Source organism: Nannocystis punicea, assembly GCF_026965555.1.
In the GTDB taxonomy this organism is placed as follows: Bacteria; Myxococcota_A; Polyangia; order Nannocystales; family Nannocystaceae; genus Nannocystis; species Nannocystis punicea.
Window position 1 is genome coordinate 1,680,007 of sequence record NZ_CP114040.1, and the last position, 14,046, is coordinate 1,694,052.

Below are 14,046 nucleotides of genomic sequence, written 5' to 3' on the forward strand. Positions count from 1 at the left end.
ACGTGAGCGTCGACGCTTCGTCGAGCGCCCGAGCCCCGGGGCGACCGCGCCCCGGCCTTCGGGTACGATGCGGGCCACCATGACGCGACGATCGCCCACGACACGCGCCGAGGCGGGCCGGCTGATCGAGGCGCTCGTCGAACGACGCTTCGACGGGCCGCTGCCGCCGCTGTCGACGGCCGTCCTCATCGTCGAGTGGACCTCGCACCTCTGCGGCCTCGCGCTCGCCGAGACGCTGCCGCTTCAGGGGCGCGCCCTGTTCGCGTCGGGGTCGCTCGAACCCCGGGCCCGCGAGCACGCCGCGTGGCACCGCGAGGCGTTCTTCCACGAGCTCGGCGCGCCGTTCGGCCTGTCCGCCCGCGCCGTGCTCGCCGCAGTGCGGGCCCGAAAGTTCCCGCTCGTGCCGCCGCGTCCGATCGGCGGCTATGAGTATCTCGGAGCGTTCAGGTGTAGCGGCGTGCTCGATGTGGCCGACCCGTGCCACCTGCGCAAGGCGAGCCGCATGCCGGCCAGCATCTTCGCGCTGTCGTCCACCGTCGAGGCGCTCGCGGGGCCGTGGCAGGTGTTCGTGCGTGCCGGCGTCGGGGAGGACGCCGACTGTACCGCCGAGCTCGCGGTGATCCACGCTGACGGCGTCGACGTCGTCGCAGCGGAGCAGATCGGCACGATCGGCGTCGACGCCGGCATGGCTGGTGTATTCGACCGGACCTGCCCCGAGCCGGCGCAGACCGAGCTCCACGTCGAGGGGGTCGTGCACGGGCTCGGCGCCTTCGCGTTCTCGGGCCACGGCGACGGCCTGTACCCGGTGTTCGTCGGCAAGGCGCTCGGTCGCGTCGCCAAGCTGAGGATCGTGTTCATCGCCGAGCACCCGGAGCGCGACGCGACCGTGCCGCCGCGGGCGAGCAGGCGTTACGCGAGCTCGGAGGTGTTCGCGGTCGGTGACGTCGTCGACCACCCGAAGTTCGGCGCCGGCTCGGTGATCCGCGTGGTCGACGGAAAGATCGAGGTCGAGTTCGACGACGAGGTGCGGACGCTCATCCACGGCAGGCGGTAGGGGACCGCTCGTGTGCGTGCTCGCCGGGCTTCCAGGCCCGGCCGCTCGCAGTCGACGGCGATCTGCGCCCTCTCTGACTCGCGTCGCCGCAGACATCTCCGGGCGGTCTCTTATTATTGAGACGTTGTATATGTCCGATTGGACATGACCTGAGAGACAGAGAGGAGGATGGCGGAGACGCGGCTCCGGGAGCCAGCCCTTGTCTCCCGCTATTCGGCGGCAGGGCGGGCAATCCACACGCCCGAGCGTTCACCGTCGAAGATTTGGTAGGCGATCGTGTCCCGGTCGACGAGCGGGCTGAACCAGCCGAACAGGGGGTGCGGCAGGTGGACGCGGTCGTCGAGCCGATGCTCGGCGAGGGTGAGCGGATCGACGAGGACGAGCTCGCCGAGCCCCTCGGCATCAGCGTCGACGACGGTGTAGGTGCGGCCGTCGCCGAGGCGCCCCGGGGGTGCGGTGATGCGCGCCGCACGTAGCTCGGGCTCGCCGCCGTCGAAGGGGTAGTGCCACAGCTCGAGGTGTCCGTCGGGCCCGGACGCGGGCTCGCGGAGCATCAGCATGCCGTCGGAGCCCCGGCTGTACAGGCTCCCGGGGTCGCGGGTGACGAGGGTCTCCGTGCCGGCGACAGGGTTCCGGATGTACCAGCCGCCATCCTCTCCCTCCATCAGCCAGCGGTCTTCGGAGAATAGGGAGACAAGGCGCCGGCCCGCCGGGATCTCGGTCTCCGTGAGCGACGGCAGGGCGACCGTGCGTCCGCCGGCGAAGCGGCCGGCCGAGAGCTCGACGCGCTCCTCGTACTCATACAACCGCGCAGCGAAGGCGTGGGGCGCCTCGGCGAGGACCGTGTCGATACCCGAGCGGCGATCGCGGAGGACGAGGTCGCCCGGGGGACCCTCGGGGTCGTCGCTACCGGTGAGCCGGTCCTCCCAGATGAGATAGCGGCCGTCGACCCCGGCGTTGAAGCGCGTGACGGCGGCCTGGACGACGGAGAGCTCGCCGTCCGGGAGGTCGATCTGGAGGAGGTTGCCGTCGAGGTCGAGCGCGAGGAGCTCGTCCTCGTCGGTGACGACAACCTCCCGGTGATCGATCGAATCGACGAGGACGGTCGGTTCGATGGGTCCGGCGTCGAGATCGGCGGGGTAGGAGTAAAAGAGCAGGCGGGCGGCGTCGTCGGTGGTTTCGACTTTGCGGACGATGCCATGGCTGGTCCAGACGGCGCTGTCGCAGCCGTCCGACACGAGGAGCCGCGGAGGGGTCACCCCGGCAGGATCGAGGACGAAGAGGTCGCCCGATACCTCGCCGCGGCAGCCGAACAGCGCCCCAGGGAACTGCTCGCGCGCGAACACGTTGCGGATGTCGTCGGCGATGAAGCGGCGCTCCTCGCCGCACAGACCGGCGCTGGACACGGTCGCGGTCGCGGGCGCAGGCGAACCCGGGAACTCGGTCTTACCCGTGCCGGCGATGAAGTAGAGGCGCTCGCCGATTCGAACGTCGCCGAGTGGATGAAGCCTCTCTCCGGGCTCGAGCGCGAACAGCCGATGCGGGCCAGGGGTGCCGCAGATCTCCTCGAACAATGGATCCGTGGCCGACTCGGGGCCGCAAGCGACGACGAGCAGCGCGCCGACAGACACAGCGAAGGACGACCGGTGCATCACGCCAACAGTAGTGCACGCGCGAGGGGGTCGGCAAGCGCGGGCCTCCCGCGGGCTGTGGCACGGGGGGACGCCCGATGCATCGACTGCGACCGGAAGAGAGCCCCCGACACCTGGTGCAGATTGGTCAACTCGACGCAAGCGCCGGCTGCTTCGCCGGCGCGCGCGCGCTCGAGGACCTTCACGAGCCGCGTCACGTCGATCTCGAGCGGTGCGCGGTGCATCTCCTTTCCGGCTGTCACGCAGCTCGGGACGTCCCCCTTCTCGCACGCTGCTTCGCACGAAGAGACATCGCTGCAGACGATGGCCCCGGGCGTGGGGCCGGCTCCGGCTCGGGTTTGGGCAGCTCGGCGTTGCACGCACAGCCGAGCACGAACAGCAGGCCAAGCGAAAGGCGAATCACCGGCGAAGTCTACAAGAGCGCGGCCCGTGTGGAGTGGGGGGCCATGACCGCCCTCGAGGACCGCGTCCGGACGAGCCTCCTGTCGGCGTGCCGACCAACGCCGGGCGAGTCGGGAGGCGGTCGCTCCCCGAGCGGCAACGCAACGCCATGGACAACGGGCAGCATCACGCTCGCCGGGTGGACACGCTCCTCTCACGCTGGCGACCTGTCGGTTACGGCGAGCATTGTGTCCGGAGTCGACCGTTCGCCGAGCTATACTGGCGGGGTGGTGCGTCCTGAAGACACGGACGAGCAGGACCCCGGAGGGGGCGGGTCGGCCGCGTCATGCTGCACCGTTCCAGCGGGTGAGAGTCCCGCCCGGGTAAGCGCCGGAGCGCCCGGTAGCAGGCCCCAGGTGCGAGGAGAGATCCTCGTGGCCCGAGCGGGGCGTCAAGAGCCTCTACGGAGGGAGCAAGAACGCGGGCCGCAACATCAAGTGAAGCCTGCAGCCTCGTCAGAGAAACAATGGGGGAGCCGAGCCGATCACTTCGCGGCGAAGGCCACGTCCACCGCGCACGAGTCCGGAATAGAAAGCGCGATGAGTCCTCCCGGGGTACGGGGCGCAGCACGCGTTCAAGGAGCGATGCGGAACAGGAGAGGCCCGTCTGCACGGTCCGTGTCGGGGCAAGGTGGCTCGTATAAGCCGAAGGCGAAGTCGAGCGCTGTGCAGCGGGAGTCCGAGGGGGTCGTAGTACCGGCGATGGCGGCGCAGAACAACGCCGCCGGAGGGAAGGGCCCCTGGGGTGGTCGTGTCGGAGAAGAAGGTAAGCGCGAGGGCATGGCCTGCAGGACAGGTCCCAACAACCCCGCGCGGCGCAGGCCGCGTGACAAAGTGCGAGAACTTCGACGCCGACTGTGGGCCGCAGCCAAGCGGCATCCGGGTAGACGCTTCCATGCGCTGTACGACCGCATCTTCAGGCGTGACGTCCTGAAGGAGGCGTGGAAGCGGGTGAAGAAGAACAGGGGGTCAGCGGGCATCGATGCCCAGACGCTGGCCGAGGTGGAAGAGCTCGGCGTCGATCGCTTCCTCGAAGCGATCGGTGCAGAGCTCGAGGCGGGGACGTACCGGCCGAGCGCGGTCATGCGGCGGTACATCCCGAAGGCGGACGGGAAGAAGCGGCCGCTGGGGATCCCGACAGTCCGGGACCGAGTGGTGCAGATGGCGGCGAAGCTGGTGCTGGAGCCGATATTCGAGGCGGACTTCCTTCCGTGCTCGTACGGCTTCCGGCCGAAGCGCAGCGCGACGCAGGCGCTCGAGCGACTGCGCGTGTTGGGAGCGCGAGGTGGAAACCATGTGCTCGACGCCGACATCCGCGACTACTTCGGCAGCATCGATCACGAGCGACTGATGAAGCTCGTCGAGATGCGGATCTCGGATCGAAGGGTCCTCAAGCTGGTGCGGCAATGGCTCGAAGCCGGCGTGATGGAAGACGGCGAGGTGACGGCGATGCTCTCGGGGACACCCCAGGGCGGGGTCATCTCACCGCTGCTGTCGAACATCTACCTCGGCGTCCTCGACAAGTTGTGGCAGCGACGGCACGCCCACCTGGGCGAGCTCGTGCGCTACTGCGATGACTTCGTGATCCTGTGCAGGACCAGGAAGGCGTGCGAGGAGGCCGAGGTCAGGGTCCGCGAGATCCTGCGTCGACTTCGACTCGAGCTGCATCCGGAGAAGACGAGGCGCGTCGAGCTGAGCCGGGGACGGCAAGGCTTCGACTTCCTCGGCTGTCACCTGCGTAAGCGCATGTCCGGTCTGATCTGGGAGAAGGAACGCCGCAGGGCGTACTTCCTCCAGCGCTGGCCTTCGACGCGCAGCTTGACGCGGGTGCGACAGCGTGTGAAGGAGCTGACCGGTCGTAACCGCCACGGGGTCAAAGATGTGCGGGTGATCATCCGCGACATCAATCCGGTGCTGCGCGGCTGGGCCAACTACTTCCTCACCGGGAACGCCGCCGCGAAGTTCAACCAGATCGACACCTACGTATGGAGTCGACTCCGCGCCTTCATGGTGAAGCGCAAAGGTCGACATCTCCACGCGGGGGAGGCCAAGGTCTGGACACGCGACTTCTTCCACAACCACGGCCTCCATCGTCTGCGGGGGACCGTGCAGTACCCGGAGGCAGCGTAATGCAACGGCCCGAAAGTCCACCGGTAAGCCGTGTGCGGGAAATCCGCATGCACGGTTTGAACGGGGGTCCTGCCCTTCCTCCGGGGCAACAGCCGTACTCGGCAAGACCGAAGGAAGGGTAGGATCTACCAGTGCGGGTCCAGAAGGCGCTCATGACGATGGCGATCGTTGCGGCGTGCAACGATCGCTCCGCGGAGCTCACGGAAACCTCGGCGGCGGCGAACGACGACGATTGCGCGATGTGTGGGCCGGATGAGTGGTGCGACTGGTCCGACGACCGCTGCGGCGAGGGGGTCGGGCGCGGGACGTGCCGGCCGCGGCCGCCGCCTTGCAACCTGGTTCTGCGGTACACCTGCGCGTGCGACGGGAAGGTGTACGGCAACGAATGCGCCGCGCAGCAGCACGGGGTCGACGTCGCGGCCGGCGGCGGCTGCGAGGTGCCGAAATGGCTGCGCCCGTGCGGGTACAATTACTGCGAGGCGGAGCCGGTGGGGTATTGCGCTGAGATGCTGCCCGCGGCCCGAGGGGAGGCGAGCACGTTCAAGTGCGAGAGGTTCCCATGGAACTGCGCCGCGCACGACTGCAGCTGCATCGAGGGCCTCCCGTGCGCCCAGCCGTGCTTGCCGGCCGAGGACGGCTGCTTCGAGCTCACCTGTCCCCCCGTAGCGCCGTCGACGACCTGATCGTGGGCGTGAGCATCGGCGATTCGGGGCCTGAAGGATCCGCGGCCGCCGCCCGGACGCGGTCGCGGCTTTGTGCCCTTCGACATCGCATGATCGTGCAGAGGGGCGACGCTCACAGTGTCTCGCTGGCGCAGACGGGCGTGGCCGGGCGGTGCGCGAGCCCGGCCGAGTGGTTACGTCCACGAGCGGGAGATCGCCGCGCCGGTGACCTTGCCGGTGCGCGCGTCGATACCTGCCTGAATGAACAGGCCGTCGACGCTCTCGCTCTCGGGGTACTCGTAGAAGTACATGCCGGTGCTCTGGGTCCACAGGATCGGGGCGACGCGCAGCAGCTGCGAGCCCTTGATCTCGAGCGGGAAGTCGTCCTCGCCGCGCTGGGCGTAGACGCGGGCCCAGCCGTCGGTGGTCCACAGGTAGTACCAGGAGTAGTCGCGGCCGGGCAGCGTGAAGTCGATGAACGCCTCGGCGCGCTCGTCGATCGGGAAGCCCTGCTTGTGCATGAAGCCGCTGATGAACGACGAGGTCTCGAGGTACCGCAGCAGCGTCGCGTGCAGCGAGTCGTCGACGAGCTGCAGCTCGAAGAAGTCGAAGTCGGGGTCGCCCTCGTCGCTCGGGTTGCGCACCCGGAAGCCGTGGGCCTGCAGCGCGCGCACGAACTCGGCGAACGACTTCACCTTCGAATGGAACAGCGGCAGCACGGCGTCGGCGCGCACGAACTCGCCCTCGGGATACTTGGCGCGGGCCTTCTGCGGCGGGGCCGCCTTGCCGTGCACGATCAGGTCGACGGGCGCCGTCATCTCGTTGGCGACGCTCTTGGCCCCGAGCGCGTACAGCAGCGAGCGGTACATGTCGTAGTCGTCGACGTCGGCGAGGTACACGCTCTTGTCGGCGACGAAGTCGGCGACCGCGGAGGTGTGGCGAGTGGGGTCGAAATGCAGACGGGTCGGGTGCTGCTGGACGGGCAACATCGGCCTGGCGGGGGTCTCCGCCTGCGCCTCGGGTTGCTCCCACGGCACCACGATCGCGGGCGCGATTTCCCGCGCGAGTGCGGTGAGCTGCTCGCGGATCGGCAGCTTGAGCCGCTCGATCGACGATTCGATGCGAAGGTCGGCCAGCGTGCCGCGCGGTAGCCGGGCGAGCGCCTCCACGAGCGTCTCGCCCCAGCGCGCCGGCTCGCGCCACAGATGCTCGACGTGATCGCGCGCGACTGCCGAGCGGAAAGGTCCAGCGTCGCGCTCCCGCGTCAGCCGGATCGTCCAGCCAATTCCAGATCCGGATCCGGCGAGCTCGCCCCCGTCGCCGGCGATGATGTCGAGGACACGCGGACCGCGACGACTCGCGACCGCGGCGATCTCGTCGGCCTGGACATTGCAGAGCGCGATGCGATCGAGCCGCTCGATCACTGGCGCACCGCGCAGCCATGCCGCCAGCGCCGGCAGCGACCGGTAATGATCGACGTCGATCGCCAGCGTGCGCAGCCCCGGCAGGTTCGTGCCGCGCGCGAGCGGTCCGTCGATCGCAACGTCGGTATCGCCGGTCCAGTACAGCCGCAGCTCGGTCAGCGCGCGGGGGCGGTCGACGAGCAGCTCGAGCGTCGCGGCGTCGGCGAGCAACCCGACGGTGCGCACGCCGGCAAGCCGGGGATCGTCGAGGAGCGCGAGCAGCTCATCGCCGTCTTGGTACTCCTCCAGCGTGCGCACGAATCGCCACGCCGGCTCGTCGAGCGCGTCGGGGAGCTCGTCGAAACCGTGGTGGCCGAACATGCCCCCTGCGAAGAACCCGTCGACGAACTCCATGCTGCGAAACCAGCGGTCGATCGGGTCCGACCACGCCATGCGGTGCACGCGAAGCAGCTCGCGCTCGGCGAGATCCGCGGCGTAGGTGGCCGGCCAGTCGGCGCCGCGGGCGAGCTGGAGCGCGATCAGCTGGCCGCGTGGATCGCCGCGCCCGGTGAGCCAGTCGCCGTACACGCGCTTCAGGCCGGGATCGAGCGGATCCGCGAGCAACGCGGCGAACAGCTGCGCGCGGCGTTCGGCGGCTCGCCTTGCCTCGTCGATCTGCGCGGCGTAGCGAGCCTCGATCGCGGCGATGTCTGCGACCTCGTTCGGCGCCGGCTCATGCACCTCGCGCCTCTCGAGCTCTGCGAGCGTCGCCTCGAAGTACCGGGTGCCATGGCGCGCCACCAGCGCTCGCAGATCGGGGATCGCCCGGACGTCGCCGAGAGCGGCGAGCCGGCGCGTGGCCTTCGACGCCACGGCGTTGTCCGCCGTCGGATCGGCGAGGAGGAACCGGGTGATCGGAGCGACGAGCCGCGGATCGTCGGGCCGGCTGCTCGTCGCGCGGAGCCACAGGTTCGCGAGATGCGTGCTCTTGCACGGCCACGGCCGTGCGAGGAATCGCCCGAGATCGACCGGATCGCCGGGCGCGAGCGCCTCGAACGCCTCGACGTAGGCGATGTCGGTCTTGCCCTCGATCGGCGGGGCGGCGGCGACCAGCGCGTCCGACACGTGCTGGATCAGCTCCGCGATCCGCGGCAGTCGCAGCGTGCGCCACGCCTCGAGCAGATGGGCGAGCCCGGTAGGAGGATCGGCGCGGTCGAACGCAGCTCGTGCTTGCTCGATGGACATCGCCCCCACTGTAACCCGTCATGACCTCTTCAAGCCCGGCACGTCGAGAGTTTTTCCGCCAGCGATCTCGAGGAGCTCCGCCATGGTCGCGGCACCCTACGGACCCGCGTCCACGCGTTCAAGAAGCGGTGGATCGCATCGGGTGATCGCGTCACCCCGAGCAACCTCGACGAGGTTCTCGGCGTTCAAGCGTTTCAGGGCGGGAATTTCCGCAATGGGTCGCGGGTCGGAGCCGCTGATGGTCCACGGATTGGGGGGATGCTCGCCCTTGAATTGGACGGCAGGGGGCACGTCGGCGACCGGGTCCCGTGAATCCATGCACCGGCATGTATGGGCAGTATCCCCGGTGGATGGCCCCTGTCCAGAGCCCGCCTCACAGTCAGTTCATGGATCGAATGACCAGGAACAGCGGTCCCCCGTCCTCGTCCTTTGAGGAGGGCAGGTCCTTGAAGAAGGCTCGCAGTCGCGTGAGTTCGGCGAGCCAGTCGGGCCGACGACCGATGTCCAGCGAGCTTCCGGCCACCGAACCGGGGGACTCTCCCCAGCGGGCCGCGAGCGCGCGGAGCGCGGCCTCGTCGAGCGCCAGGAGCTTCTGAGACACGTCGTCCGGCCACACCGCCACGTATGCGTAATCGAGGGTGCTGAACAACGCTCGCTGCGCGTCCGACAGCTTGTTCGGCGCCGGCAGCAGCCGAGCTCGGCAAGCTTCTTCGTCTTTGTCCCCGCCTTCGTCTTCGTCTTCGTCTTCGTCTTCCTTGTCCCCGCCTTCGTAGAATTTGTCGAAAGGCGGCGGCTCGCCCCGCACCAAGGCGACGAGCGTCGCTAACTCGGTGTCCTGGAGGCTGGACTCCCACCGTAGAAACGGCAAGAGCTCGGGGAACGGGCGCCATTCCTCTTCGTAATCGACGAACTCGTTGTCACACGCCTCGCACCACGCGACGTAGACATGGCTCGTCTTCTTGAGCACCGATGACCAGCCACGGCGAGCGATGAACAGGGCGGATTCCATGGGCATGGCGGGAAGCTACCATCGAGGACGCCCGGTTGCACAGCCGGCCTCCGACCGATCACGGCGTTCGTTCCCGCGTCCAGCCGGGTGAAACCAGCGGTCAGCCCGGCGGGTCGCACACTGCGCCGCCTTCGATCTGCGCCTGCGTGCGGAAGGTGTTGAGCAATTGCCAGCTCTTCGGTTCGACGGCGGGGATGGTGCCGTCTTCGCGGACGTTGGTGACGTGATACGTGTGTTGATTCCAGATCCGTCGCGCCTGGATCCACCGGTCCTCGACGTCGCGGATGACCTGGACGGTGGGCGAGGGCGGGCCCTGCAGGCTTTGGTTGGAGACGACGACGATCTCGGCGGAGCCGTCGTTGTCGACGTCGGCGACCACCGGGAATTCGATGTAGGTGAGGCTCGTGTGCGGGACCTCGAGCAGCGGGGCGCCGGCGCCGTCGAACACGAACAGGCTGTATTCGTCGGCGTACATGGCCTGGGCGGCGCCGGCGGCGATGAAGTCGAAGGCGGTGCCGCCGGCGGCGCCGCTCTGGTCGAGGACGGCGGCCTGCCACTGGATGGCGGCCGGGTTGGTGTCGTAAATGGCGTACTGCGCGGCGGAGCTGTGCGAGAACTCGGGTAGGTCGTCGCCGTCGAAGTCGTGGATGGCGGCAGGGCGCAGCCAGATGAACACGTGATCGGGGGTGGCGCCGGTGAGCCGCAGGTCGAGGTGGCCCGGCTTGGTGGTGCCGTCGTGCTCGAGCACGGTGAGGCCATTGCCGGTCGACAGGAGGATCTCCGGCAGGCCGTCCTCGTCGAGGTCGGCGACGTGCGGCAACGACGAGACCGAGACCGCGTCGTTGGTGTAATAATTGGTGCCGTCGTGACGGTAGGCGCTATGGCCCCAGATGACCTCGAGGAAGCCGTCGTCGTCGAGGTCGGCCGCGACAGGAGTGGCGTAGCCCCATGCGCCGTCGAGGACGCTCCACAGCACCTCGCCGGTGGCGCTGAGGACGGAGTCGGAGAAGAGGATCTCGGGGCTGCCGTCGGCGTTCAGGTCGGCGATGGCGACGGCGCCGCGGATGGCGGCGCCGCTGACCGGTGCGGAGGTCCACTTGGGGGTGCCGTCGTGCTCGTAGGCGCGGACGACGTCGCCGTGGGCGAATACGAGGAGCTCGGGGACGCCGTCGTTGTCGATGTCGCCCAGCGCGGGGCTCGAATAGCCGTAGACGGGGTCGGGGATGGTGTAATGGAGGGCCCCGGTGGCGCCGTCGAGGACGTAGACGTGACCGGTGTCGGGCTCGACGCCGTCGCCCGGGCCGGCGACGACGACCACGTCGGGGATGTCGCACAGATCGATCTCGCCGTCGCCGTTGTCGTCGGTGAGGTTGGCGACCAGCGGCGAGACGCCGCTGAACACGTCCTCGCCGACGCCCGGCCAGCTCCACTGGACCTCGGGACTGAAGGCGTCGGGCGGGGCCTTGGTGCGGCAATTGCCGGCGTCGCCGTCGACCGCGACCTTGCACAGGTTCGGCGCGCCGGTGGTGCCGCTGTCGGTGTCGTCGCCGTTGCCGACGTCGAACTGCACGCTGCCGGTGGCGGTCACGCTGGCGCCCTCGCTGCCGCTCGCGCTGGTCGAGGTGGTGGGCGCGGTGGTCGGCTCCGGGGTCGTGGAGCCGCCGGTGGTGGTCGAGGTGCCGGTGGTCGGGGCGCCGACGGTCGGCGAGGTCTGGCCCTGCGGCCGCCCCTCGTCGCCGCAACCGGCCTGCTGCGCGGCCGCGAGGGCCAGCGAGACGAGCCACATACCGCGAGAGTTCGCCCGATCGTTGCGCATGCGCTTCGTTCCCCGGGGGCCAGGGTTTCACGCGCCCGGCTCGCCTGGCAAGGGCCATGGGGGCGCGATCTCGGCCGTGCAGGCCGGTTCATCGCGCCCCGCCCGAGCGCGTCGGCGCGATCCTGTCCCGGTCGACGCGGGTGACTCTGGCGTCGGGATTCGTGAGGCCGAGATGTCCTCCGGCGGAGCGCGGCTGATGTGCGCCGGTGCGACGGAACGGCGGGCTGATCGCTGTGAGGTGATTGGGCTCACCGCGACGAGCGGGCGCTGATTCGAGGAATTCGAGGGCGAGAAATCTCGCGACTCCGCCGAGAAGGGAGCTCCTCGGCGCCGCTTCACGCGTCAATGGCTCTGGCGAGAGGACTGGCGACATTCCCCGCAGGAAAAACCACCATGAGCGGGGCCTGGATTTCTGGTGCTTCGTCGGACGAAAAGCGGGCCGCGTCACCGGGCCAGCCGGCGCTCCCCGGCTTCGAGATCGTGGCCTGAATCGACGCGTGGCCCAATTCGCGCGCCCGGGTGGCGGTGATCACGGACGATGTTTCGCTGGCGGCGATCGCCGCACTGGTGCCGTGACTTGCGGTCACCGTCGATCACCCCGCGCATAAAAATTTTAGCAGGCCACGGATATCCGCCGGGGATGCGATACAGAGGTGTGAGGGGCTGGGTATGCACGTACATCGTCCATCGACATGGCTTGCACCCAGCACATCGAACTAAGGAGAGTAGGCATGCACAGACGAAAATTCATCCAAGGATTGGGGATGGCGGCGGGGGGCGCGGCCGGGTTGCGGCTGACTCCTGCGCTGGCGGAGAAGGGCGGGAAGGGCCCCAAGGGCAGCGGCACCGGCGGGGAGCCCATGCCGATAAGCCCGCTCATCCTGGCCCCGTTCAACGAACCGTTGCCGATCCCGCAGCCGCTGGCCCCGTCCAATCCCGCGACCTGGACCACTCTCCCGGGCGCTCCCCCGCCGGGGCCGGGCGTCGGTCAACAGAGCAGCCGCAAGGGGACGCACCAAATATGGACGAACGCCGCCAATTTGCCGGGGTTCCCGCTCGTCGATCCCATCATCTATCAGATAAAGCTGCAGGTGGGCTCGCACAGCTTCACCTCCTCGCCGGTGAAGGACGCGCGCGACGGGACCATCAAGCCCTCGCTCCCGGCCAGCACCATCTACGGCTTCAATGGAGTGTTCCCGGGCCCGATGATCCGGGCGTTCTACGGCCGGCCGGCGCTGGTGCGCTTCGAGAACCACCTCGACAAGAACCCGTTGAACCTGCCGCGGGGCGACTTCGGGGACCCTGAGCTGAAGTTCCTCACCCACTTGCACAACGGCCATACTGCCCCCGAGAGCGACGGCAACCCCCACCATTCGCCGCTGGCCTACGAGCCCGGCATGTTCGTGGACAACCTCTACCTCAATTGGCCACCGGACAACGATCCCCGCGAGAAGCAGGCGTTCTTTTGGTACCACGACCACGTCATGGACCACACCTCGGAGAACGTCTACAAGGGCATGGTCGGCATCTACCCGATCTACGACCCGGGCTTCGACGGCGGCGACGAGACGGTCGGGCTGCGGCTACCCAGCTTCGCGTTCGACATCCCGCTGGTGTTCGCCGACTTCGCCCTGGACGACGGCGTCACTCCGCACGCGGGCCACGGCCAGGACGGCCTGGCTCACCCGGAGAATTGGGGCAAGACGTTCTTCGCCCACTACGTCCGCGACGGCTTCGTGGGCGACATCTTCACGGTCAACGGCAAGGCCTTCCCGTTCCTGGCGGTCAAGCGGCGCAAGTACCGGTTCCGCTTCCTCGATGCGTCGGTCTCGCGGTGGTACGAGTTCATGCTGATGCAGGGGACGCCGAAGCTGAAGTCCGGGGTCCAGGGGCAATATCTGCTCGGCGGGGCCGAGCAGGTCATGCGCTTCACGCTGATCGCCAGCGACGGCGGGCTCCTGCCGGCGCCGCTGGTGCAGGACTCGATCGCCATCGCGCCGGCCAAGCGCCGGGAGGTGATCGTCGACTTCACGAGATATCAGGACGGCAGTCCGACGGGGGACGGAGACGAGATCTACCTTACCAATATCCTGACCATGAGGGACGGGCGCAAACCGGACGGCCTCAGGAACGAGAACGTGCCGGTGTTGAAGTTCGTGATCGACGGTGACGAGCTGGCGCCGGATCTCAGCCAGATCCCCCCCGTCCTGCGGGAGCTCCCGAAGATCCCCGCCAACCTCGACGGGCTGGTGCACCGCACCTTCGAATTGCAGCGCAAGGGCGGCCTGTGGACCATCAACGGCGAGCTCTTCGATCACCACGTGCCGCTCGCGTTGCCGAAGAAGGGCAGCGGGGAGGTCTGGACGCTCAAGAACGGCGGCGGGGGCTGGATGCACCCCATGCACATTCATCAGGAGGAGCACCGGACGCTCTCACGCGACGGGAAGCCGGTGTTGCCGGGCAGCCCCGACTTCTCCAAGGAGGACACGACGGCGCTCGATTCGGGCGAAGAAGTGGTGATCTTCCGCCGGTTCCGGACCTTCACCGGCAAGTACGTGGCCCACTGTCACAACCTCATCCACGAGGACCACGCGATGATGTTCTCCTGGGACATCGTGCCGTAGGCGAGGGGGAC

General features: G+C 68.6%; 10 protein-coding genes. 4 read left to right on the top strand and 6 right to left on the bottom strand.

Features of this window, described 5'->3' with window-relative positions:
- The first annotated feature begins 79 nt into the window (after positions 1-79).
- Positions 80-1,054, top strand: coding sequence for a hypothetical protein (locus O0S08_RS06555; protein WP_269038150.1), 975 nt, complete (start codon positions 80-82; stop codon positions 1,052-1,054).
- 209 nt (positions 1,055-1,263) lie between these two features.
- On the opposite strand, the gene O0S08_RS06560 is transcribed toward O0S08_RS06555, so the two are convergent.
- Positions 1,264-2,706: a hypothetical protein gene (locus O0S08_RS06560; RefSeq protein WP_269038151.1), complete on the bottom strand. Its 1,443-nt coding sequence runs from the start codon at positions 2,704-2,706 to the stop codon at positions 1,264-1,266.
- 1,142 nt (positions 2,707-3,848) lie between these two features.
- Between O0S08_RS06560 and ltrA the strand changes: the two genes are divergently transcribed.
- Positions 3,849-5,276, top strand: a complete 1,428-nt coding sequence (gene ltrA / locus O0S08_RS06565; protein ID WP_269038152.1) for a group II intron reverse transcriptase/maturase — start codon at positions 3,849-3,851, stop codon at positions 5,274-5,276.
- A gap of 131 nt (positions 5,277-5,407) precedes the next feature.
- Positions 5,408-5,959 carry a hypothetical protein gene (locus tag O0S08_RS06570; RefSeq protein WP_269038153.1) on the top strand — a complete coding sequence of 184 codons (552 nt, stop codon included), beginning with the start codon at positions 5,408-5,410 and terminating at the stop codon, positions 5,957-5,959.
- 173 nt (positions 5,960-6,132) lie between these two features.
- Here the strand turns inward: O0S08_RS06570 and O0S08_RS06575 are convergent, their stop codons facing one another.
- The 5 genes from O0S08_RS06575 to O0S08_RS06595 all read right to left on the bottom strand — a co-directional run bounded on the left by O0S08_RS06575 (position 6,133) and on the right by O0S08_RS06595 (position 11,998).
- On the bottom strand, positions 6,133-8,586 hold the full coding sequence (locus O0S08_RS06575) for an amino acid adenylation domain-containing protein (protein WP_269038154.1): 2,454 nt from the start codon (positions 8,584-8,586) through the stop codon (positions 6,133-6,135).
- 96 nt (positions 8,587-8,682) lie between these two features.
- Positions 8,683-8,904, bottom strand: coding sequence for a hypothetical protein (locus tag O0S08_RS06580; RefSeq protein ID WP_269038155.1), 222 nt, complete (start codon positions 8,902-8,904; stop codon positions 8,683-8,685).
- Between the two features lie 61 nt (positions 8,905-8,965).
- A complete protein-coding gene (locus O0S08_RS06585; RefSeq protein WP_269038156.1) occupies positions 8,966-9,601 on the bottom strand; it encodes a hypothetical protein in 636 nt (211 codons plus the stop codon).
- Positions 9,602-9,695: 94 nt separating this feature from the next.
- On the bottom strand, positions 9,696-11,381 hold the full coding sequence (locus tag O0S08_RS06590) for an FG-GAP repeat domain-containing protein (protein WP_269038157.1): 1,686 nt from the start codon (positions 11,379-11,381) through the stop codon (positions 9,696-9,698).
- Positions 11,382-11,746: 365 nt separating this feature from the next.
- Complete coding sequence (locus tag O0S08_RS06595; RefSeq protein WP_269038158.1) at positions 11,747-11,998, bottom strand: hypothetical protein; 252 nt, start codon at positions 11,996-11,998, stop codon at positions 11,747-11,749.
- Positions 11,999-12,142: 144 nt separating this feature from the next.
- Between O0S08_RS06595 and O0S08_RS06600 the strand changes: the two genes are divergently transcribed.
- On the top strand, positions 12,143-14,035 hold the full coding sequence (locus O0S08_RS06600; protein WP_269038159.1) for a multicopper oxidase family protein: 1,893 nt from the start codon (positions 12,143-12,145) through the stop codon (positions 14,033-14,035).
- Positions 14,036-14,046 lie beyond the last annotated feature (11 nt).

What these genes read in the sequence shown, in the direction of transcription:
- O0S08_RS06555 (WP_269038150.1), top strand. Translation starts at nt 80, where the DNA reads ATGACGCGACGATCGCCCACGACACGCGCCGAGGCGGGCCGGCTGATC.
- O0S08_RS06560 (WP_269038151.1), bottom strand. Translation starts at nt 2,706, where the DNA reads ATGCACCGGTCGTCCTTCGCTGTGTCTGTCGGCGCGCTGCTCGTCGTC.
- ltrA (WP_269038152.1), top strand. Translation starts at nt 3,849, where the DNA reads ATGGCGGCGCAGAACAACGCCGCCGGAGGGAAGGGCCCCTGGGGTGGT.
- O0S08_RS06575 (WP_269038154.1), bottom strand. Translation starts at nt 8,586, where the DNA reads ATGTCCATCGAGCAAGCACGAGCTGCGTTCGACCGCGCCGATCCTCCT.
- O0S08_RS06580 (WP_269038155.1), bottom strand. Translation starts at nt 8,904, where the DNA reads ATGGATTCACGGGACCCGGTCGCCGACGTGCCCCCTGCCGTCCAATTC.
- O0S08_RS06585 (WP_269038156.1), bottom strand. Translation starts at nt 9,601, where the DNA reads ATGCCCATGGAATCCGCCCTGTTCATCGCTCGCCGTGGCTGGTCATCG.
- O0S08_RS06590 (WP_269038157.1), bottom strand. Translation starts at nt 11,381, where the DNA reads ATGTGGCTCGTCTCGCTGGCCCTCGCGGCCGCGCAGCAGGCCGGTTGC.
- O0S08_RS06600 (WP_269038159.1), top strand. Translation starts at nt 12,143, where the DNA reads ATGCACAGACGAAAATTCATCCAAGGATTGGGGATGGCGGCGGGGGGC.